General features: G+C 68.3%; 21 protein-coding genes. 8 read left to right on the top strand and 13 right to left on the bottom strand.

The window, feature by feature from the left end; all coding sequences use genetic code 11:
* Nucleotides 1-78 precede the first annotated feature (78 nt).
* Entirely contained in the window at nucleotides 79-1,497 is a 1,419-nt protein-coding gene (lpdA, locus tag B4K74_RS13285; protein ID WP_286693337.1) for a dihydrolipoyl dehydrogenase, read from the top strand.
* Here the strand turns inward: lpdA and B4K74_RS13280 are convergent.
* From B4K74_RS13280 to fsa, 4 genes are read right to left on the bottom strand one after another with little or no spacing between them, the layout of a single operon-like run.
* A complete protein-coding gene (locus tag B4K74_RS13280; RefSeq protein ID WP_286693336.1) occupies nucleotides 1,494-2,441 on the bottom strand; it encodes a retroviral-like aspartic protease family protein in 948 nt (315 codons plus the stop codon). The two genes, lpdA and B4K74_RS13280, sit on opposite strands and share 4 nt — an antisense overlap.
* A gap of 48 nt (nucleotides 2,442-2,489) precedes the next feature.
* A complete protein-coding gene (locus tag B4K74_RS13275; RefSeq protein WP_286693335.1) occupies nucleotides 2,490-3,440 on the bottom strand; it encodes a tyrosine recombinase XerC in 951 nt (316 codons plus the stop codon).
* Nucleotides 3,422-4,129: a DUF484 family protein gene (locus B4K74_RS13270; protein ID WP_286693334.1), complete on the bottom strand. Its 708-nt coding sequence runs from the start codon at nucleotides 4,127-4,129 to the stop codon at nucleotides 3,422-3,424. Before B4K74_RS13270 ends, B4K74_RS13275 begins: the two co-directional genes overlap by 19 nt.
* Nucleotides 4,130-4,176: 47 nt before the next feature.
* The gene (gene fsa, locus B4K74_RS13265; protein ID WP_286693333.1) at nucleotides 4,177-4,830 is read right to left on the bottom strand and encodes a fructose-6-phosphate aldolase; all 654 of its coding nucleotides are present in this window, start codon (nucleotides 4,828-4,830) and stop codon (nucleotides 4,177-4,179) included.
* Nucleotides 4,831-4,860: 30 nt separating this feature from the next.
* On the opposite strand from fsa, the gene B4K74_RS13260 reads away from it, so the two are divergent.
* Complete coding sequence (locus B4K74_RS13260; protein WP_286693332.1) at nucleotides 4,861-7,029, top strand: primosomal protein N'; 2,169 nt, start codon at nucleotides 4,861-4,863, stop codon at nucleotides 7,027-7,029.
* A gap of 14 nt (nucleotides 7,030-7,043) precedes the next feature.
* On the opposite strand, the gene B4K74_RS13255 is transcribed toward B4K74_RS13260, so the two are convergent.
* On the bottom strand, nucleotides 7,044-7,877 hold the full coding sequence (locus B4K74_RS13255; RefSeq protein ID WP_123288484.1) for a TerC family protein: 834 nt from the start codon (nucleotides 7,875-7,877) through the stop codon (nucleotides 7,044-7,046).
* 253 nt (nucleotides 7,878-8,130) lie between these two features.
* Here B4K74_RS13255 and B4K74_RS13250 point away from each other — a divergent pair, with 253 nt between their 5' ends.
* The 6 genes from B4K74_RS13250 to B4K74_RS13225 are packed head-to-tail and all read left to right on the top strand — an operon-like array spanning nucleotide 8,131 to nucleotide 13,589.
* Nucleotides 8,131-8,688 carry a F0F1 ATP synthase subunit delta gene (locus tag B4K74_RS13250; RefSeq protein WP_123288485.1) on the top strand — a complete coding sequence of 186 codons (558 nt, stop codon included), beginning with the start codon at nucleotides 8,131-8,133 and terminating at the stop codon, nucleotides 8,686-8,688.
* A 60-nt stretch (nucleotides 8,689-8,748) separates the two neighbouring features.
* Nucleotides 8,749-10,284 (top strand): F0F1 ATP synthase subunit alpha, encoded by a 1,536-nt coding sequence (gene atpA / locus B4K74_RS13245; protein ID WP_286693331.1) that lies wholly within the window; start codon nucleotides 8,749-8,751, stop codon nucleotides 10,282-10,284.
* A 34-nt stretch (nucleotides 10,285-10,318) separates the two neighbouring features.
* Entirely contained in the window at nucleotides 10,319-11,197 is an 879-nt protein-coding gene (locus B4K74_RS13240) for a F0F1 ATP synthase subunit gamma (RefSeq protein WP_286693330.1), read from the top strand.
* A 37-nt stretch (nucleotides 11,198-11,234) separates the two neighbouring features.
* Entirely contained in the window at nucleotides 11,235-12,800 is a 1,566-nt protein-coding gene (gene atpD / locus B4K74_RS13235) for a F0F1 ATP synthase subunit beta (protein WP_286693329.1), read from the top strand.
* A complete protein-coding gene (locus tag B4K74_RS13230; protein WP_286693328.1) occupies nucleotides 12,800-13,330 on the top strand; it encodes a hypothetical protein in 531 nt (176 codons plus the stop codon). Before atpD ends, B4K74_RS13230 begins: the two co-directional genes overlap by 1 nt.
* Nucleotides 13,320-13,589, top strand: coding sequence for an ATP synthase F1 subunit epsilon (locus B4K74_RS13225; RefSeq protein WP_286693327.1), 270 nt, complete (start codon nucleotides 13,320-13,322; stop codon nucleotides 13,587-13,589). The genes B4K74_RS13230 and B4K74_RS13225 overlap by 11 nt, the downstream gene beginning before the upstream one ends.
* 57 nt (nucleotides 13,590-13,646) lie before the next feature.
* On the opposite strand, the gene B4K74_RS13220 is transcribed toward B4K74_RS13225, so the two are convergent.
* The 8 genes from B4K74_RS13220 to B4K74_RS13185 form a co-directional block, all read right to left on the bottom strand.
* Nucleotides 13,647-14,132: an RNA pyrophosphohydrolase gene (locus B4K74_RS13220; RefSeq protein ID WP_286693326.1), complete on the bottom strand. Its 486-nt coding sequence runs from the start codon at nucleotides 14,130-14,132 to the stop codon at nucleotides 13,647-13,649.
* Between the two features lie 5 nt (nucleotides 14,133-14,137).
* Nucleotides 14,138-15,337, bottom strand: coding sequence for a divergent polysaccharide deacetylase family protein (locus B4K74_RS13215; RefSeq protein WP_286693325.1), 1,200 nt, complete (start codon nucleotides 15,335-15,337; stop codon nucleotides 14,138-14,140).
* A 125-nt stretch (nucleotides 15,338-15,462) separates the two neighbouring features.
* Nucleotides 15,463-16,830 (bottom strand): S41 family peptidase, encoded by a 1,368-nt coding sequence (locus B4K74_RS13210; protein ID WP_286693324.1) that lies wholly within the window; start codon nucleotides 16,828-16,830, stop codon nucleotides 15,463-15,465.
* A gap of 153 nt (nucleotides 16,831-16,983) precedes the next feature.
* The gene (locus tag B4K74_RS13205) at nucleotides 16,984-18,054 is read right to left on the bottom strand and encodes a murein hydrolase activator EnvC family protein (protein WP_286693323.1); all 1,071 of its coding nucleotides are present in this window, start codon (nucleotides 18,052-18,054) and stop codon (nucleotides 16,984-16,986) included.
* A gap of 5 nt (nucleotides 18,055-18,059) precedes the next feature.
* A complete protein-coding gene (gene rlmH / locus B4K74_RS13200; RefSeq protein WP_286693322.1) occupies nucleotides 18,060-18,524 on the bottom strand; it encodes a 23S rRNA (pseudouridine(1915)-N(3))-methyltransferase RlmH in 465 nt (154 codons plus the stop codon).
* A 25-nt stretch (nucleotides 18,525-18,549) separates the two neighbouring features.
* Nucleotides 18,550-18,996, bottom strand: coding sequence for a ribosome silencing factor (gene rsfS, locus B4K74_RS13195; protein ID WP_286693369.1), 447 nt, complete (start codon nucleotides 18,994-18,996; stop codon nucleotides 18,550-18,552).
* A gap of 58 nt (nucleotides 18,997-19,054) precedes the next feature.
* Entirely contained in the window at nucleotides 19,055-19,759 is a 705-nt protein-coding gene (locus tag B4K74_RS13190; RefSeq protein WP_349677377.1) for a nicotinate-nucleotide adenylyltransferase, read from the bottom strand.
* 50 nt (nucleotides 19,760-19,809) lie between these two features.
* On the bottom strand, nucleotides 19,810-21,111 hold the full coding sequence (locus B4K74_RS13185; RefSeq protein WP_286693321.1) for a glutamate-5-semialdehyde dehydrogenase: 1,302 nt from the start codon (nucleotides 21,109-21,111) through the stop codon (nucleotides 19,810-19,812).
* Nucleotides 21,112-21,189 lie beyond the last annotated feature (78 nt).

Raw genomic sequence — 21,189 nt, 5'->3', positions numbered from 1 at the left:
CGCTAGACCGACGATCGACCGATCTGGCGCGGCCCTCCCCGGCCGTCTGCCGCGTTTCCGACCCGACCGAGGACATCCATGGCCCAGGCTGCTGCATCCGACACCCCCTATGACGTGGTCATCATCGGCGGGGGCCCGGGGGGCTATAATGCCGCCATTCGCGCCGGCCAGCTGGGCCTGAAGGTCGCCTGCATCGAGATGCGCGAGACCCTGGGCGGCACCTGTCTGAATGTGGGCTGCATGCCCTCCAAGGCCCTTCTGCATGCCTCGGAAATGTATGAAGCCGCCGGGCGCGAGTTCGCCGGGCTGGGCATTGAGGTGTCGCCGACGCTGAACCTCGGCCAGATGATGAAGCAGAAGCAGGAAAGCGTGACGGCCCTGACCAAGGGCATCGAATTCCTGTTCAAGAAGAACAAGGTCGACTGGATCAAGGGCCGGGGTCGCCTGAAGGGCAAGGGCGTGGTCGAGGTCGAGGCCGCCGACGGCACCACCACCACCCTGAACACGGCCAATGTCGTCATCGCCACGGGCTCGGAGCCCACCCCCCTGCCCGGCGTCACCTTTGAGGCCGGCAAGGTGGTCGATTCCACCGGCGCGCTGGCGCTGGACAAGGTGCCCGAGAAGCTGATCGTGGTCGGCGCCGGCATCATCGGGCTGGAACTGGGCTCGGTCTGGCGGCGTCTGGGCGCCGAGGTGATCGTGGTTGAATATCTGGACCGCATCACGCCGGGCGTGGACAGCGATGTGGCCACGGCCTTTCAGCGGGTGCTGACCAAGCAGGGCATGAAGTTCAAGCTGGGTGCCAAGGTCACCGGGGCCAGGACCTCGAAGTCCGGCGTCGAGCTGACGGTGGAACCGGCCAAGGGCGGCGAGGCCGAGACGCTGAAGGGCGATGTGGTGCTGGTCGCCATCGGCCGCCGTCCCTACACCGAAGGCCTGGGGCTGGAGACGGTCGGCCTGACCACGGACAAGCGCGGCTTCCTTGACAATGACCACTTCCGGACCGGTACGGACGGCATCTGGGTGGTCGGCGATGTGACCCACGGCCCGATGCTGGCCCACAAGGCCGAGGAAGACGCGGTCGCGGCCATCGAGACCATCGCCGGCAAGGCCGGGCACGTCGACTACAACCTGGTGCCCGGCGTGGTCTACACCAGCCCCGAAGTGGCCTGGGTCGGCCAGACCGAGGACCAGCTGAAGGCGGCGGGCGTCGCCTACAAGGTCGGCAAATTCCCCTTTACCGCCAACAGCCGCGCCAAGATCAATCACGAGACCGACGGCTATGCCAAGGTGCTGGCCGATGCCGAAACCGACAAGGTGCTGGGCGTCCACATCCTGGGCCCGCAAGCCGGTGAGATGATCCATGAGGCCGCCATGGCCATGGCCTTCGGGGGCTCGTCAGAGGACATCGCCCGCACCTGCCACGCCCACCCGACCCGCTCGGAGGCCGTGCGTCAGGCCGCCATGGGCGTCGAAGGCTGGACCATGCAGGCCTAGCGGGTTCGCGCGGGTGGCCTGAGGCCGCTCAAGGTCATACGCCTGCGGCCATAATCCAGCTCGACCCGGCGGAAGCGGTACAGGATGTCGGCCCCGATCAACAGAGCCGGGGCCGCGATCAGGTCCAGCGCCGAAAAGGCGTGCAGATCGGCGAACAGAAGGGTCGTGGGGCCAAGGTCGCGGTTGGCGATCTCGAGGCCACGCACCTCACGCTCGCGGGCCATCAGCACCTGACCGGTGACCCCATAGACCTCGACATCGCGGCCCGGCTGATCCGCCCGTCCGGCGCTGAGCGCCTCCAGCAGGGCCAGATTGCCGATCGAATACTGGGCGCCGGTATCGACAAAGGCCGACAGGGTCACACCCCCCGCCCGGGCGGTCGGCAGGATCAGCTGTCCGAAGCGGCCGATCTCGGCGCGGACGCCCTCCCGGGTCAGCCGCGATGGGGAGGCAAAGGCCGGACTGCCTTCGAAGACGTCGCTGCCCGAAGGCCGCATCGACACACGCCTGCGGGCCAGATCGATGCTGAGCCGGTAGCGCGACAGAACGTCCAGCCCCAGCAGGCCGTCGGCGGCCAGCAGATCCCGGCTGACCACCGGACAGACCAGATCGTTGAACCGCCGCCCCGCGAAATCCAGCTGGGCCAACCGGACCGTCGGCAAGACTTCGGCCGAGGTGATGGCATGGACCAGAACCGGCGGGCCCGCCGGCAGGTTCAGATCGCGCACCACGGTATCGGCCAGCACGGTGCGTCCGGCGCCGGTGTCGAGCACCAGCGGATAGCGGTTGCTGCCGTTCAGCTCGACCTCGGCCGCCACGCGGGTCAGGATATTGGTCAGCAGGCGCGGTTCGGGGTCCTGCCGCATCGGCGTCGCCAGGGCCGGACCGGCCACAGCCAGCCCCGCCGCTGAAAGAATGAGGGTCCGCCGATCCAGACCGGTCACCGATATCTCCCTGCCCCATGCCCGGTCTGATGCCGGGCTGGGTCCACCCTAACCCCTCGGGTGGGCGGATGAATAGACGCCCATGAGGCGGGCGGCGTCGACGGCGGTGTATTTCTGGGTGGTCGACAGGCTGGCGTGACCCAGCAGGTCCTGCAGGCTGCGCAGGTCGGCACCGGCGCCCAGCAGATGGGTGGCAAAGCTGTGGCGCAGGGCGTGGGGCGTAGTCGTCTCGGGCAGGCCGAGGCGACGGCGCAGGGTCTGGACGGCCGCCTGCACCTGACGCGGGCTGAGCTTGCCGCCACGTCTGGCGAGGAAAAGGGCGCGGTCGGGGCCCTCGGTCCAGGGGCGGAGGGTGCGATAGGCGGCCACGGCACTGGCGACCTGGGGCAGAACCGGCACAATGCGGGTCTTGGTGCCCTTGCCGGTGATGCGCAGGGTCTCGCTCAGCGGGACGTCGCCATCGGTCAGGCTGAGGGCCTCGGAGATGCGCAGGCCGCAGCCGTACAGCAGCATCAGCACGGCGCGGTCGCGGGCGGCCTCCCACGGTGGGGTTTCGGCGTCGTCGCCGGTGGCCTCCATCAGCTCCAGCGCCTGATCGATCTGGAGGGCGCGCGGCAGGCCCGGCTTGATGCGCGGACCACGCACCAGCGCCAGTTCGGGCGCCTCGATCCCCAGCCGCCGCTCCAGAAAGCGGTGAAAGGCGCGGATGGCCGACAGGGCCTGGCTGAGCGAGCGGGCAGACAGGGGGTGGGCGCCCGAGCGGCGCTCGGCCAGATGGGCGCGCAGGTCGGACGCCGTGATATCGGCCAGATCGCCGACCGTCAGGGCCCCGCCCCGGTGGCCGGCCAGAAAGGCCAGATAGCGACGTCCGGCGTGGCCATAGGCCTCCAGCGTGCGGGGCGACAGGCGGCGCTCATGCACCAGATGGTGCAGCCAGGCGTCGAGTGCCGTTCCGGCGGGCGCATCCGGCTGCGGGAGGGTCAACTGAGGATCGGCCATCGCTCGGCCATACGTTCGATCACCCGGGTCAGGAAGGCCGCCAGTTCGCAGCCCATCTCGGGTGTGAAGCCTTCGGGGTCGGGCGAGCCGAAGGCACAGAGGGCCGGGCGCGTGGTGCCATTCGGGCCGACATGCGGGGCCATGCGGACCAGGGCCACCGAGCGGACCTCGTCCTCGGCGGCGCCGAACAGGCCCAGCCCCTGCCCGCCTGTGCCCAGCCTGTGCAGGCCGTTCCGGCCCAGCAGGCCGTCGACGCCGCCGGGATCGAGCGCGCGCCAGCCAAAGGGAATGCCGCCCGGCTTTTCCAGAACGATCGACGCCCCGGCGAGACCGAAGCGCGCCTGGGCGGCAGCATCCAGCCGACGGGCGAGGTCGGAGGGGTTGCGCGCCTCCATCAGGTCGAGGACGGCCACATGGGTCTGGGCCTGGGCGGCGAAATTGGCGCGGGCGACGCCCTCGATGGCCTTGCGGGCTCCGGCCTCGCGCGCGGCGACGGCCTCGACCCGCGACAGGGCGGCGGCGCCGAAGTCCACGACATTGGGGCCGTGCGGGCGCAGACCGAGTTCCTGCAGCAGGGCGCGGTCCTCGACCAGGGTCGCGGCATGGCTCTGCAGCCAGGCGCGCACCTCGGGCCAGCGAGGGCCCTCATCTGCGGGGTCGTCATGGAACAGGTCGGCGGTATCGGTCACGGTTGGCCCCGGTTCGGCGCGACCGACCGGGCAACCGGCGCGCCGTCTTACAGAATGCTCTGGCCGGTCTTGCCCCAGTCGGCCAGGAAGGCATCAAGACCCTTGTCGGTTAACGGGTGCTTGACCAGCGCCTTGAAGGTGTCGACCGGCAGGGTCGCCGCATCGGCTCCGGCCAGGGCCGCAGCCGAGACATGGCCGGGATTCCTCAGCGAGGCGGCCAGCACCTCGGTCTCGAACCCGTGGATGTCGTAGATGGCGCGGATTTCTTCCAGCAGGACGATTCCGTCGGCGCCGTGATCTTCCAGCCGCCCGACGAAAGGCGAGATGAAGCTGGCCCCGGCCTTGGCCGCCAGCATGGCCTGGGCGGCCGAGAAGCACAGGGTCACATTGGTGCGGATGCCCTTGTCCGAAAACGCCCGCGTGGCGCGAAGACCATCCCAGGTCAGGGGCAACTTGACCACCACGTTCGGCGCGATGCCGGCCAGCTTCTCACCCTCCTTGACCATGGTCTCGAAGTCGGTGGCGACCGCCTCGGCCGAAATGGGCCCCTCGACGAGGGCGCAAATCTCGGCGATGACCTCAGCGATGTTGCGACCAGACTTGGCGATCAGGGACGGATTGGTGGTCACGCCGTCCACCATTCCGGTGGGCAGCATGTCCTTGATGACGGCAACGTCAGCGGTATCGAGAAACAGTTTCATGCCGGGGGTTCTAGACCACGGGGCGCGCGGGTGAAAGTCGCCGCCGTCCTGATTCCCCTGCCGGTCGACGAACCGTTTGACTATGTCGTGCCGGACGACATGACGCTGGCGCGTGGCGATCTGGTCACCGTGCCGCTGGGACCTCGCCAGATGACGGGCGTCGTCAGCGAAGTGCGCGAGATTCCGACGACCAACCGGCGGCTGAAGGCCATTGTGGCCCGGCTGGACCTGCCCGCCCTGCCCGCCGCGACGCTCGATTTTCTGGAATGGGCCGCGCGCTGGACCCTGTCGCCGCCCGGCGAGATGGCGGTCCTGTCGCTGAAGGCGCTGCGCCATGCGCCGCCGAAGCCGCCTTTTCAGCTGCACCGGGTAGCCGGCAAGGCGCCCGTCCGCCTGACTCCTGCCCGGGCGGCGGTGCTGCAGGCCCTCGACGAAGGGCCGACGGTTGCCAGCGCCGCGGAGCTGGGGCGTGCGGCCGGCGTCTCGGCGGGGGTGGTCAAGGGACTGGTGGACGAGGGGGTGATTACGGCTCGCCCGGCTGAAACCGGCAACCCGTTGCAGGTACCGGATCCCCACCATGCCCGGGTCGAGCTGAATCCGGACCAGGCCGAGGCCGCCGGCCAGATCGGTCAGGCGGCCCTGTCGGGGGATTTCGTCGCCTTCCTGCTGGACGGTGTGACCGGCTCGGGCAAGACCGAGGCCTATCTGGAGGCGGTGGCGCGGCTACTGGAGGGGGATTCGCAGGCGCAGGCGCTGATCCTGTTGCCCGAGATCGCCCTGACCCAGGCGGTCATCGCCCGCATCACCGCCCGGTTCGGGGCGGCGCCGGCGGAATGGCATTCGGGCCTGACCGGACCGCGCAGGCGACAGGTCTGGGACGCCGTGGTCTCGGGCCACTGTCGCATCGTGGTTGGGGCGCGCTCGGCCCTGTTCCTGCCCTTCCCGAATCTGCGGCTGATCGTCGTCGATGAGGAACACGACGGGTCTTACAAGCAGGAGGACGGCCTGATCTATCAGGGACGCGATCTGGCCGTGGCCCGGGCGCGGTTCGAGAGCGCGGCGGTGGTGCTGGCCTCGGCCACCCCCTCGCTGGAGACGCTGGGCAATGCGCGGCAGGGGCGGTATCGCGAACTGAGGCTGACGGCGCGGCATGGGACGGCGGTGCTGCCCGACATCACCCTGCTGGACCTGCGCGCCGACCCGCCCGAGCCGCAGACCTGGCTGAGCCCGCCCCTGCGTGCCGCCATGGCCGAGACGCTGGCGCGCGGCGAGCAGACCCTGCTGTTCCTGAACCGGCGCGGCTATGCCCCCGTGGTGCTGTGCCGGGCCTGTGGGCACCGGATGACGGCGCCGGACACGGATTCATGGCTGGTCGAGCACCGCTATACCGGGCGGCTGGTGTGTCACCTGACCGGCTTTTCCATGGCCCGGCCCGACACCTGCCCGTCGTGCGGGGCCAAGGACAGTCTGGTGCCGGTCGGCCCGGGCGTGGAGCGCGTCGAGGAAGAGGTCCGCAGCCTGTTCCCCGAGGCGCGCACGACGATCTTTTCCTCCGACACCACGCCCGATGGGCGCTCGGCCCGCGATCTGGTCGAGGCGATGGAGCGCGGCGAGATCGATATTCTGGTGGCGACCCAGGCGGCGGCCAAGGGTCACAACTTTCCCAATCTGACGCTGGTCGGGGTGGTCGATGCCGATCTGGGGTTGAGGGGCGGCGACCTGCGCGCGGCCGAGCGGACCTTCCAGCTGCTGATGCAGGCCACGGGCCGGGCGGGGCGGGCCGAGCGCCCGGGTCGGGCCCTGCTGCAGACCTGGACGCCCGAGCATCCGGTGCTGCAGGCGCTGGCGGCGGGCGACCGCGACAGCTTCCTGGCCACCGAATCAGAGGAGCGGCGGCTGGCCGCCCTGCCCCCGTTCGGACGTCTGGCGGCGCTGATCCTGTCGGGCGACAAGGCGGACGCTGTCGAAAAGGCCGCCCAGCTGCTGGCCGGGGCCATTCCCAATGCCGAGCGGCTGGAGGTCTATGGCCCGGCCGATGCGCCGCTGGCGCTGGTGCGGGGGCGGCGGAGGAAGCGGCTGCTGGTCCGGGCCGACCGCGACGTCGACATTCAGGCCTTCCTCCGGGCCTGGCTGGCGCGGGTCAAGCTGCCGTCGTCGGTGCGGCTATCGATCGACGTGGACCCCTACAGCTTCCTGTAGGGACCCCTGACGGTTCAGGCCCGGTTGTCGGCTGCGTCGGCTTCCGCCTCGGCGGCGCGGGCGCGGGCCTCGGCCTGATCGGCCTGGGCCCGGAGTTGCTGGGCGTTCTCTCGCTTGGTCGAGGCCTTGCGGCTCCACATGTTGAGAATCTCGACCCCGGCCGAGAAGGCCATGGCAGCGTAGATATAGCCCTTGGGCACATGGGCGCCGAAGCCTTCGGCGATCAGCACCATGCCGATCATCAGCAGGAAGCCCAGCGCCAGCATGACCACGGTCGGGTTCTTGTTGATGAAGTTGGCCAGCGGGTCAGCGGCCAGCAGCATGACGGTGATGGCGACCAGAACGGCCACGACCATGATCGGCAGGTGCTCGGTCATGCCGACCGCCGTCAGGATCGAATCGACCGAGAACACCAGGTCCAGAAGGATGATCTGGAAAATGGCAGCCCCGGCATTCGAGATGACCACATCCTTCTTGTCGAGGATGTCGTGGGCCGGGGTCGGGTCGACCGTGTGGTGGATTTCCTTGGTCGCCTTCCACACCAGGAACAGGCCGCCGGCGATCAGGATGATGTCCTTCCAGGAGAACTCATTGCCCATGACGGTAAAGACCGGCGCGGTCAGGCCGACGATCCAGGCGATCATCGACAACAGGGCGAGGCGCATGATCAGCGCCAGCGAAATACCGATGCGGCGCACGCGCGAGCGCTGATGCTCGGGCAGCTTGTTCGACAGGATCGAGATGAAGATCAGATTGTCGATCCCCAGCACCACTTCCATGACGATCAGGGTGACGAGGGCCGCCCAGGCCGCCGGATCGGAAAGAAGGGGCGTGATGCTGTCGAACATGAAGTCTCGGTCCAGAAGGGAAGGTTTCGCCGATCTATAGAGACTCCGCGGCCTGCGACAAGCCGCCCGCCTGTGGCGCACCGCCTCGGTTGCGGGGGGCAAGGCCCCGTGCTATCAGGCGCCCGGCTGAACCGGGACCTCTGTCGCAAGACAGGGACCCGTTGTGCTTTTTTCAAGCATTTCAAGCCTTTGATCGGGGTGATCCGTCACCGCCGGTTGCGACCCAAACGCTTTTGATCGCGGACCTTGACGAGTGGCTGACGATTTCAGGACTACGACTGTCGGCGCACGTTACGCGCAGGCCCTTTTCGACCTCGCCGATGAAGGCGGGGCGCTGGACGCCGTTCGCGCCGACCTCAAGTCGCTGCGCAAGGCCTGGGGCGAGAGCGCCGACCTGCGCCGGCTGGCCACCTCGCCGGTGATCAGCAATGAGGACCAGGCCCGGGGCCTGATCGCCATCGCCGACAAGGCCGGTTTTGACGGCCTGACCCGAAAATTCCTGGGCCTGCTGGCCCAGAACGGCCGGTCGGGCGACCTGACCGCCGTGATCGCCGGCTTCGACCGTTTGTATGCCATCCGCACCGGACTGGTCTCGGCCGAGGTGGTTTCGGCCGCCCCGCTGGACGCGGCCCAGATGAATGCCATCAAGGCCTCGCTGCGCAAGGCGCTGGGCAAGGATCCCGAGCTGGAAGCCCGCGTCGATCCGGCCCTGCTGGGCGGCCTGAAGGTCAAGGTCGGCTCGCGCCTGTACGACGCCTCGCTGAAGACCAAGCTCGACCAGATGAAATTCGCCCTCAAACGGGCCGGATAGGCTGACAAGCCGCTTCCGCTCCGCCCCACAGACTGAACGTTAAGCCAAGAAGAGCCCCACATGGACATCCGCGCCGCCGAGATTTCGGCCATCCTCAAGTCGCAGATCGCCGCTTTCGGCGTGGAAGCCGATGTCTCGGACGTCGGCCAGGTGCTGTCGGTCGGCGACGGCATCGCGCGCATCCACGGTCTGGACAATGTCCAGGCCGGCGAGATGATCGAATTCCCCAAGGCCGGCGTGAAGGGCATGGCCCTGAACCTGGAAGTCGACAACGTCGGCGCCGTGATCTTCGGCCAGGACAATGAAATCGCCGAGGGCGACGAGGTCCGCCGTCTGGGCGAGATCGTGGACGTGCCGGTCGGCAAGGGCCTGCTGGGCCGCGTCGTCAACCCGCTGGGCGAGCCGATCGACGGCAAGGGCCCGATCCAGTTCACAGAGCGTCGCCGCGTCGACGTCAAGGCGCCGGGCATCATCCCGCGCAAGTCGGTGCACGAGCCGATGCAGACCGGCCTGAAGGCCATCGACACCCTGATCCCGGTCGGCCGTGGCCAGCGCGAGCTGATCATTGGTGACCGTCAGGTCGGCAAGAGCGCCGTGGCCGTCGACACCATCCTGAACCAGAAGAACGTCAACGCGAATGCGACGTCGGAAGGCGAGAAGCTTTACTGCATCTACGTCGCCATCGGCCAGAAGCGCTCGACCGTCGCCCAGATCGTCAAGACGCTCGAGGAGCGCGGCGCCCTGGACTACACCATCGTCGTGGCCGCCACGGCCTCGGAACCGGCCCCGCTGCAGTTCCTGGCCCCGTTCTCGGGCACGGCCATGGGCGAGTATTTCCGCGACAACGGCATGCACGCCCTGATCGTCTATGACGATCTGTCGAAACAGGCCGTCGCCTATCGCCAGATGTCGCTGCTGCTGCGCCGTCCGCCGGGCCGTGAAGCCTATCCGGGCGACGTCTTCTATCTGCACAGCCGCCTGCTGGAGCGTTCGGCCAAGCTGAACAGCGACTATGGCTCGGGCTCCATGACCGCCCTGCCGATCATCGAAACCCAGGCCAATGACGTGTCGGCCTACATCCCGACCAATGTGATCTCGATCACCGACGGCCAGATCTTCCTGGAATCGGACCTGTTCTACCAGGGCATCCGCCCGGCCGTGAACGTCGGCATCTCGGTGTCGCGCGTGGGCTCTTCGGCCCAGATCAAGGCGATGAAGCAGGTGGCCGGTTCCATCAAGGGCGAGTTGGCCCAGTACCGGGAAATGGCCGCCTTCGCCAAGTTCGGTTCGGACCTGGACGCCTCGACCCAGAAGCTGCTGGCCCGCGGCGCCCGCCTGACCGAGCTGCTGAAGCAGCCGCAATATTCGCCGCTGGCGGTCGAGGAGCAGGTCGTCTCCGTCTACGCCGGGACGCGCGGCTATCTGGACGGCATCGCCGTGTCGGACGTCGGTCGTTTCGAGCGCGAACTGCTGGCGCGCATGCACTCCAAACACGCCGGCATCCTCGACGCCATCCGCACCAAGAAGGCCCTGTCGCCGGAACTGGAAGCCGAACTGAAGGACGCCATCGAATCCTTCGCCAAGACCTTCGCCTGATCGCCGCCACAGCTAGGAGCTAGAGGAACGCCGAATGGCCAGCCTCAAGGAAATGCGCAATCGGATCGGAAGCGTGAAGTCCACGCAGAAGATCACGAAAGCCCTGAACATGGTCGCGGCGGCCAAGCTGAAGCGTGCCCAGGACCAGGCCGAAAGCGCCCGTCCCTATGCGCAGAAGATGGCCTCGGTGATCGCCAATCTGGCGGCCGGCGTGTCGGGTGACGACGCGCCCAAGCTGCTGGCCGGCACCGGCGCGGAGCAAAAGCACCTGATCATCGTCGCCACCGGCGACAAGGGTCTGGCCGGTGGGTTCAACACCAACGTCATCCGCGCCGCGCGCGAGCGGATCAACACCCTGATCAAGGGCGGCAAGGATGTGCGCATCATCGCTGTCGGCAAGAAGTCGCGTGACGGTCTGGCCCGCCTCTATGGCGAGCGGATGGTGCACACCTTCGAGATGGGCGGTCACAAGGTGATCGGCCTGCCGGTTGCCGAGCCGATCGCCGATCTGGTGGCCGAAGAGTTCGAGGCCGGCCGCGCCGACGTCGTGACCCTGTTCTACAGCCGCTTCCAGTCGGTCATCTCGCAGGTGCCGACGCCCAAGAAGCTGATCCCGGCCGAGGTCGCCGAGGACGCGCCGCCCGTCAATCTGAACGGCGCCGTCTATGAGTATGAGCCCTCGGAAGAGGAAATCCTCGAGACCCTGCTGCCGCGCAACATCACCACCCAGATCCTGGCCGCCCTTTACGAGAACCAGGCCAGCTTCTTCGGGGCCCAGATGGGCGCCATGGACAACGCCACCCGCAACGCCGGTGACCTGATCAACAGCCTGACCCTGCAGTACAACCGCAAACGCCAGGCCCAGATCACCACCGAACTGATCGAGATCATCGCGGGCGCGGAAGCCCTCTGATCTGCCCCTGAACGCCCTTTCCGACACGGACCGACCCATGACCGACACCACCGCCCCCAAGAAGCCCGCCGCCAAGAAGGCCCCCGCTGCCAAGAAGCCGGCCGCTCCGCGCGCCGCTGCCGCCAAGGCCGCGCCGAAGATCATCGCCGGAACCGGCACGGGCAAGATCGCCCAGGTCATCGGCGCCGTGGTCGACGTCGAGTTCGAAGGCCAGCTGCCGGCAATCCTGAACGCGCTGGAAACCCAGAACGTCGACCAGAAGACGGGCGAGCCCTTCACCCTGGTCCTCGAGGTCGCCCAGCACCTGGGTGAGAACATGGTCCGCACCATCGCCATGGACACCACCGAGGGTCTGACCCGCGGCCAGGCCGTCAGCGACACCGGCGGCTCCATCCAGGCCCCGGTCGGCCCGGGCACGCTCGGCCGCATCATGAACGTGGTCGGCGCCCCGATCGACGAACAGGGCCCGATCAAGACCACCATGTATCGCCCGATCCACCGCGAAGCCCCCAGCTTCGAGGATCAGTCGACCAGCTCGGAAATCCTGGTCACGGGCATCAAGGTCATCGACCTGATGTGCCCCTACACCAAGGGCGGCAAGATCGGCCTGTTCGGCGGCGCCGGCGTCGGCAAGACCGTGACCATGCAGGAGCTGATCAACAACATCGCCAAGGCCTACGGCGGTTACTCCGTGCTGGCCGGCGTGGGTGAGCGCACCCGCGAAGGCAACGACCTGTATCACGAGATGATCGAGTCGAACGTGAACGTCGACCCGGCCAAGAACGGTGGCTCGACCGAAGGGTCCAAGTGCGCCCTCGTGTACGGCCAGATGAACGAGCCTCCCGGCGCCCGCGCCCGCGTCGCCCTGACCGGCCTGGCCCAGGCCGAGTACTTCCGCGACGAGGAAGGCAAGGACGTGCTGCTGTTCGTCGACAACATCTTCCGCTTCACGCAAGCCGGTTCGGAAGTGTCCGCCCTGCTGGGCCGCATCCCCTCGGCCGTGGGCTATCAGCCGACGCTGGCCACCGAGATGGGCAATCTGCAGGAGCGCATCACCTCGACCAAGAAGGGCTCGATCACCTCGGTGCAGGCCATCTACGTCCCCGCCGACGACCTGACCGACCCGGCGCCCGCCGCCTCCTTCGCCCACCTCGACGCCACGACCGTTCTGAGCCGCGACATCGCCGCCCAGGCCATCTTCCCGGCCGTGGATCCGCTGGACTCGACCTCGCGGATCATGGACCCGCTGGTGATCGGCGACGAACACTACCAGGTCGCCCGTTCGGTCCAGGAGGTCCTGCAGCAGTACAAGGGCCTGAAGGACATCATCGCCATCCTGGGCATGGACGAGCTGTCGGAAGAGGACAAGCTGGTCGTCTCGCGCGCCCGCAAGATCCAGCGCTTCCTGTCGCAGCCCTTCTTCGTGGCCGAACAGTTCACCAACGCGCCGGGCAAGTTCGTCGCGCTGGAAGACACCATCCGCAGCTTCAAGGGCATCGTCGCCGGTGAATACGATCACCTGCCCGAAGCCGCCTTCTACATGGTCGGCACCATCGAGGAAGCCGTCGAGAAGGCCCAGAAGCTGGCTGCGGACGCGGCGTAATGAAGCGCGGGGCGCTGGCAATCGCGGCGTTGTCGCTGATCGCCGCATCCTGCTCTGAGGACAACGGGCCGCGCCTCTCACCGGAGCAGCTCTTTGACCAGGCGTTGCTAGGGTGGTGTTTGGAGCGCGTGAACGGGTCCCCGATTCTGGCGAACCAGTTGTCACCTGATCTCGAGGAAGCCACTGACGATCGACAGTATCTGAGGGTGAGCGCGGACTGGCAGCCAGTTCACAACGTGAGGATAGTGACCGACCCGGAAGAGACCTTCTGCATGGTTATCGGTGCCGGGGGGGAGGATGGCAGAACCTTCGGAGAGGCGCTCCGGCGCCGTCTGCAGGCTCCGCCGACATCAGCCTCTCCGGTAGCCGAAGCGTTGCGGGTGGAAGACCGGATCACCCAAAGCTTCGTTTTCCCCGGACGAAACGTGGAGATCGAAGTGGTGCAGTATACAAATAGGGGCGGCGGCACCACTGTTGTCGCCCACGTCATGCGGGCAGACGCCCCGGAGATTGTTGAAGATGGCAGGTAAGCTCTCCTTTTCTCTCGTCTCGCCGGAACGCGAGGTCTTTTCGGGCCTCGTGGATCAGGTGGATGCGCCCGGCGTCGAGGGTGACTTCGGCGTGCTGGCCGATCACGCGCCCTTCATGACGGCCCTGCGCGAAGGCGTGGTCACCGTCATGGACGGCGGCAACCGTCGCCAGTTCCAGGTCGAGGGCGGGTTCGCCGACGTGACCCCCGCCGGCCTGACCATCCTGGCCGAGCGCGCAGCGGAAGTGGCCGCGGGCTGATTTCGCAGACAATCTGATTGCAGAGCGGCGGCTTCTTCGGGAGCCGCCGTTTTTGCGTCAGGGATGCCCGAACCGCGCAAACTCCGTGCAGACCTGATCATAGACGGCGCGTTTGAAGGGCACGATCAAACCGGGGGCTTCGGCCAGGTCGGCCCAGCGCCAGGCGTCGAACTCCTGCTCGCCGTGGGCCTGCAGATCGACCTCGTCATCCGTGCCGGTGAAGCGCCAGGCGAACCACACCTGCTTCTGGCCGAGGTTGCCGCGCTTCTTCATGGCGCCGTTCAGCACTTCGGGCGGGAAGTCATAGACGATCCAGCCCTCGGTCCGGCCCAGCAGGTCGACCGAGCGGATGCCGGTCTCCTCGAACAGTTCGCGGCGGGCGGCGGCCTCCAGATCTTCGTCCTTGTCGATGCCCCCTTGGGGGAACTGCCAGTTCCACGGGTCCGGCGTGCCGATCCGGCGGCCCAGCCAGACGCGGCCCTCGGCATTGAAGACCACGACGCCGACATTGGGGCGGTAGAGGGAAAGGTCGCGCTCGCTCACAGAGCCTAGCGCCCCGGGCGGCGGGTCATGGCACTGGCAGGGGCCAGTTGCAGGCCGCGCGCGTCCAGTCCGGCGGCCCAGCGGGCCACGGCCTCGACCGTCACCGGATAGCTGAAGCCGGTGCCCAGAGCGTCACCGCGCTGTTTGGCCATGGCCTCGATGGCATTGAGCTGGCCCATGATGGCCACCGGGGTCTGGGTCTCGTCGATCACGCGGTCGGCGGTGGCGCGCGACCAGGCCCCGGGGCGACGGCGCGCCTGACCGTCATCGATGAAGGCCAGCCCGTGGGTGCGCAGGGTGCCCAGCATGGCGCCGAAGGCGGCATCCGAGGTCATGAAGCGGTCGCCCAGATAGTTGGTCACGCCGAAATAGCCGGTCGCCCGGCCCAGCAGCCACGGCAGCTTGCCGCCGACATCCTCGGCCCCGCCATCGGCCAGCAGGGTGTAGGGGCCGGGGTCATTGTCCGGATAGCCGGTCGGCTCCATCGGGATCTCGATCATCACCTCATGGCCGTGCGCGCGGGCCAGATCGATCCACGCCTGCAGGTCGTCGGCATAGGGCACGAAGCTGAGGGTGATTTCCGGGGGCAGGCGTTCGATGGCGGCCCGGGTCGTGGTGGCATTCAGGCCCAGTCCGCCGACGATCAGGGCGACGCGCGGCTTACCGTTCGGACGGAACGGGCGGGCATAGGCCTCGGCCGGGGTGCGGCCGTCGGTGGCGATGATCGGCAGGGGACCTGCCGGACCCGGGCGGCTCAGGCCCTCGATGGGGGCGCGCGGCAGCGGTGTGGTGGCGGCGATGCGCGGGGCGGTGATCCCCTCGCCCGAGCCCGAGACACTGGCCCCGTCGGGCAGGGTGATGACGGCCTCGGTGCCCAGGGCCTCCGGGTCGGCACCGAGGGTCAGCCAGGCATCCTCGACCCCCATGGAGAAGGCCTCCATGCCGGTCGGGGCCCGCTCGGCCACAACCTCGCGCTTCAGGTCGACGCGAGCCGAAGGCAGGCCGGCGCGAGGATCGCCCAGCACGGCGATGAACAGGCCGGCGCTGAGCAGCACCAGCAGGCCGGCCGAGGCCACCGCCACCGGCGGCTTGCGGAAGAAGGCGACCAGCTGTTTGCGGACAGCGCCCAAGTGGACGCGACGCGGCGGAGACCCGGCCCTGGCGGCGAGACGCGACTGGCGTTTGGCGAAACTGGACTCGGACATGCGGACCCGGACGGCGTCACGGCCCGGCCGCCCATGCGGTTCAGGCCATTTGGCCCCACCATGCCCGGCGCCGGTTAAGAAACCCTAACGCCGCATTCACCATGACACCCGGGCGGGGGTGTGCCCTATTCCGGATCGGTCGTGGCTGCCATTTCGGTCGGCTCGGTGCCCGGCGGGGTGACGATGATTCCTTCGGGCGCGGCGGCCAGCTGGTCGAGGCGGCCCCCGGCGCGCAGCACGTCATAGGCGCGCTCCAGCTGATAGTCCTTGTCCTCGGGATAGTCCTCGCCCGGGGCCTCGAACGGCACGTGGGGGCCCTTGCGTTCAGCCCCGATCGAGGCGTCCAGCGCGGTGGAATAGGCGGCTTCGGAATAGATGAAGTTCGACCGCGCGACGATGCCGGCTTCGGCGAAGGAGCGCGAGACCTCGAGGTCCGGCTCGATGCCGATCTTCTGGATCGAGGCCCCGGACGGCGTGTAATAGCGCGCCGTGGTGATCGACAGGGCCCCGTCCTCGCCGCCGCGCAGCGGGATGACGGTCTGGACCGAGCCCTTGCCGAAGCTGGTCAGGCCGACGACGGTCGCCCGCTCGTGATCCTGCAGCGCGCCGGCGACGATTTCCGAGGCCGAAGCGGAGCCGTAGTTGACCAGCACCACGATCGGCAGACCGTTGGCCAGATCGCCGGGCCGGGCCGAATAGCGCTCGATCTGATCAGGCTTGCGGCCGCGCTGGCTGACGATCTCGCCGCGCTCGAGGAAGGCGTCGGACACGGCAATGGCGGCCGACAGCAGGCCGCCGCCATTGTTGCGGAGATCGACGACATAGCCCTTGATGCCCGGGTTCTCGGACTGCAGCCGGGCCATGACCTCGTTCAGTTCGCGGCCGGTGTTCTCGTTGAAGGTCGAGATGCGGACATAGCCGAAGTCGCCTTCGATCCGGCCGGTGACCGACTCGATCTTGATGATCTCGCGCGTCAGGGTGACTTCCAGCGGATCGGAGCCATCGCGCAGGAATGTGACCCGAACCTCGGTGCCGGCCGCGCCGCGCAGCTTTTCGGAGACCTCCGAGACCGACAGGCCCGCAGCCGTCGAACCCTCGATGGCCGAGATGACGTCGCCGGCCTGGACCCCGGCGCGGGCGGCGGGACCCCCGTCCATCGGCGAAATCACTTTTACAAAGCCGCCTTCGGCCGAAATGGTCAGGCCGACGCCCGAATATTGTCCCTCGGTGCGTTCGCGCAGCTCGCCGAAGCCGGCCGGGGCCAGGTAGCTGGAGTGCGGGTCGAGCGCGGTCATCATGCCGCTGAGTGACGCCTCGATCAGCTTGCGATCATCGACGGGGACCACATAGGCCTGCTTCACCACGGCGAGCACATCGCCGAACAGCTCCAGCATGCGGAAGGTCTCGTTGTTGCGGACGTTCTGCTGGGCCATGGCCGCAGCCCCCGCCCCGAGCGCCAGGGCCGCACATCCGACAAGCAACAGTCTACGCATAGGTTTGTCTTTCCTTGTGGCCGGACCCGGCCCTTGAGCGGGCAGGCCCGCATCGGTCATCCGTCCTATCAAATAGTAGAAGGCAGGACCAAATCGAGGCGAAACCCCCGCTACGGTACAAATTCTGTGTCAGCTTCACGTGACCGGCGGCGTTCAGTCCAGCCAGGGCGAGGGATCGACGGCCAGTTCCTCGCGTCTCAACTCCAGAACGACAGGCAGGCGGGCGTGTCCGGCGCCCAGCCTCTGGCCGGTCTCGACCCGGTCACCGGTGGCGACATCGAGCGCGGCCAGCCCGGACAGAACAACGCGCCAGCCCGGTCCGGCATCAAGGATGACCACCTGCCCCCATCCGTCCAGCGGCCCCGCATGGATGACCTCGGCTTCCAGCGGCGCGATGACCGGTTGCCCTGCCGCCTGCCACTGCCAACCGGTCGAGCCCTTGCCAAACCGGGTCGAGGGCGGCCCCTCGACCGGGGCCAGAAGGGTGTCGCGCCCGTTCGGCAGCCTGAGCGCCGGGGTCTGGCTGACGGCGACATCCGGCACCGAGGCCCCGGCGGCGCGCAGGCGGGCCTCCAGCGCCTCGACCTCGCGACGGGCCCGCTGCGCCTCGGCCCGCAGGGCGGCGCGTCGGGCGCGGTCCGACACCAGCCGCGACTGCAATGTGGCCTGCAGGTCGCCGGTCTGGCTCTCGCTGACGAACAGGCGTTCGCTCTGCAGGGCCAAGGCGCGGCGCTCGGCGACGACGGCGGCGCGGCGGCGATCCGCCCGTTCAACCTGCTGCGTCAGCGGAACGACCAGAGCCTTCATCAATACGGCCGCGCGGACCGTAGCGACGGCCTCCTGCGTGGGGACGACCAGCGGCGGCGGCGGATGCCGGGTCAGGGTCTGCAGGGCGCCCAGCACCCGGGTGAGCGGCCCCTTGGCGAGGGCCAGCTCTTCCAGCGCGCGAGCTTCCAGACGGCCGGCGGCATCCAGCTGCCGGCGTTGCAGCAGAACGGTTTCGTCACCGGCGGCGGGCTGGCGTTCCAGACTGGCCTCGGTGGCGGCGATCCGGCGATCCAGCGCCGCCACATCCGCCTCGAGTCGACGGGCACGGATCACGGCGTCACGATACTGAGCCTGGGTCTGCGCGACCGCTTCAGGGTCGGGGCGCGGGGTTGACTGGCCAGACACCGATCCGACCATGCCGAGCATCAGGGCCACCATCAGCAGGGTCCGCCGCATCCGCCTCAATCTCGATGATAGGGCGTGCCCGCCAGCAGGGTGGTGGCGCGATAGATCTGCTCGGCCAGCATGGCGCGGGCGAGGGCGTGGGGCCAGGTCTGGGGACCGAAGGCCAGGGTAAGCGAGGCGGCGTCGCGCACCATCTCATCCAGCCCGTCCGCGCCGCCGATGACAAAGGCCAGATGGCGTTCGCCCCCGTCCCGGATGTCGCGGACCAGATCGGCAAAGGCGCGCGAGGAAAAGGTCTTGCCGCGCTCGTCGCAGGCGATCAGACGCGCGCCTGTGGTCGCCGCCAGCAAGGCGACGCCCTCGGGGCCGGGACCGGGCTTCTTGGTCTCGACGTCAATCAGCTCGCAAGGGCCCAGTCCGATGCCGCGACCGGTACGGCCGGCGCGCAGGGCATAGTCGCTGGCGAGGTCCGCCTCGGGACCCCGTCCGGCCCTGCCGATGGCAACGATCGACAGCTTCACGACGCAGATCCCCCGTCAGACAAGCCTAGTTGCGGGCCGTCCGGTGCGCCGCGTCCACGGCCCAGATCTTCTCGATGTTGTAGAAGGTCCGCACCTCGGGCCGGAACAGGTGGACGATCACGTCCCCGGCGTCGATCAGCACCCAGTCGCAATGTGGCAGGCCCTCGACCTTGGCCTTGCCGAAGCCGTGTTCCTTGAGGATGCGCAGCAGGTGGTCGGCCAGCGCGCTGACATGGCGGTGCGAGCGACCGGACGCCACAATCATGGTGTCGGACATCGGGCTTTTGCCCTTGAGGTCGATCAGGACGATGTCCTGCGCCTTGTCCTCATCCAGCTTGGCCAGGAGGGCGGTTTCGAGAGGGGTGCTTCCGGTCGGAAGCTCGGCGGATCGGGCGTCAGCACTGTCCGGGCCGTCGGAATCGACGTGGGAGGTGTCGTCAGCATGCGCATCGTGCGCGGGCGAGGGGGTCAGCGGAATACTCCAGTCGACAAAAGGTCAGGCACCAGCCTAGCACATCCCCGCCCGGCGGTCACTGTCGCGCCGAGGCGGCCTCGGCGCGCAGGGCCGTCGAGGAGGTCCGGTTGAGCGGTGCCGTCAGATAGACCCAGGCCGGGGCCTGCCGATCGGCCAGTGTATGGGCCTCATGCGCGTGAATCCGGTAGCGGCGATAGCGTAGGGCGGCGGGCGCCGCGCGGCTTTCCAGCAGGCTGCCCGGGCGGGCCACGACCGCCATCGGCATCAGCGACAACAGGTCCGTCCAGCCACGCCAGCGATGAAAGCTGGCCAGATTGTCCGACCCCATCAGCCAGACGAATTTCACGCCCGGATAGCGGGCGGTCAGGGCCCTCAGCGTGTCGATCGTACGGCGCGTACCGACGCGGGACTCAAAATCGGAGATGACCATGTGACGCGATCCGTCGGCACGGTCGGCCCATTCCCGGGCCGAGGCCATACGGTCGGCAAGGGGCGCGGTCTCGGCATCGGACTTCAGCGGGTTCTGGGGCGACACCAGCCAGACGACCCGGTCCAGACCCAGGCGGCGCAATGCGGTCTCGGCCACATGCGCATGGCCGTCATGGGCCGGATTGAAGGAGCCGCCGAACAGGCCGACCCGCATGCCGGGATACAGCAGCAGCCCGTCATTGAGGCCGCCGGGGCGGGGCCCGGCGGTCCGGGGGGCAGGGCCGGCATGGAAGAAGCGCAAGGACAGGGTCTCGGCAGGGCTTATGCTCACGCGTGCCCTAACACCCCCGCCCCCGCTTGTCTCGATTTATCGCCGAAGCCTCAGGGCCGGGCGTGGCCCTTGCCGCGCACGACATATTTGAAGCTGGTCAGCTGTTCGGCGCCAACGGGGCCGCGCGCATGTAACCGGTCGGTCGAGATGCCGATCTCGCCGCCAAAGCCGAACTCGCCTCCGTCCGCGTACTGGGTCGAGGCATTGGCCAGCACGATGCCGGCGTCGGCCCGCGCGAGGAAGCGCTCCAGAACGCCCTCGTCGGAGGCCACGATCGCCTCGGTGTGGCCCGAGCCAAACTGCGCGATGTGATCCAGCGCGCCATCGACGCCATCGACCAGCTTCACCGCCAGAATGGCCGCCAGATACTCGGTGGGCCAGTCGGCGTCGGTGGCCTCGGTCGCGTCCGGTATCAGGGCCCGTGCGGCGGGATCGGCCCGCAGCTCACAGCCCGCGGCCTTGAGGGCCTCGGCAATGCCGGGCAGCAGTCGCTCGGCCCCGGCCTTGTCGACCAGCAGGGTCTCGGCCGCACCGCAAACCGAAACCCGGCGCATCTTGGCATTGACCACCACATCGCGGGCCATGTCACCATCGGCGCTGGCATCGACATAGACGTGGTTGACACCCTCCAGATGGCCCAGCACGGCGACGCGTGCCTCGGCCTGCACCCGCTCGACCAGCGAACGCCCACCACGCGGGATCAGCAGGTCGATGGACCCGTTCAGCCCCTGCAGGATATGGCCGACCGCCGCGCGGTCGCGCGTCGTGACGATCTGCACGCAGTCGGGGCTCAGGCCCGCCTGCTCCAGACCTTCGGCAAGGGCGCCGTGGATAGCGAGGTTCGAACGCAGGCATTCCGAGCCGCCGCGCAGGATCACCGCATTGCCAGCCCGGACGGCGAGGGCCGCCGCATCGGCGGTCACATTGGGGCGGCTTTCATAGATGATGGCCAGAACACCGATGGGGGTGCGCACCCGGGCGATATCCAGACCATTGTCCGGCGTCCAGCGGGCGGTCTCGATCCCGACCGGGTCGGGAATGGCGGCGATCTTTTCCAGAGCGGCAATAACGCCGTCCAGACGTTTTTCGTCGAGCGTCAGCCGGTCCATCATGGCCAAGGCCATACCCTTGGCCCTGGCGGCCTCGAGGTCCGCAGCATTGGCCTCAAGCACTTCGGCCGAGCGGGCCTTCAGGGCCTTGGCCATGCCGGCGATCGCGCGCGTTCGTGTCTCGGGCGGGGCCAGGCCCAGGTCGCGGGCGGCGGCGCGGGCCTTTCGGCCCAAAGCCAGCATGTCGGCTTCAAGGGTGGAATCGGTCGGGCGGTCGGGTGCGATCTCCGCAGTCTGGGTCATGGTCATTCCTCTAAGGTCGGGCCGTCTCCGTCTGTTTCAACCCCCGACGGGGGTATTCGGGCTCAATGAAGGTCTTTG

The sequence above is a fragment of the Brevundimonas sp. UBA2503 genome (genome assembly GCF_002341485.1).
Classification (GTDB): Bacteria; Pseudomonadota; Alphaproteobacteria; order Caulobacterales; family Caulobacteraceae; genus Brevundimonas; species Brevundimonas halotolerans.
This window is presented reverse-complemented; position numbering and strand designations above follow the sequence as displayed.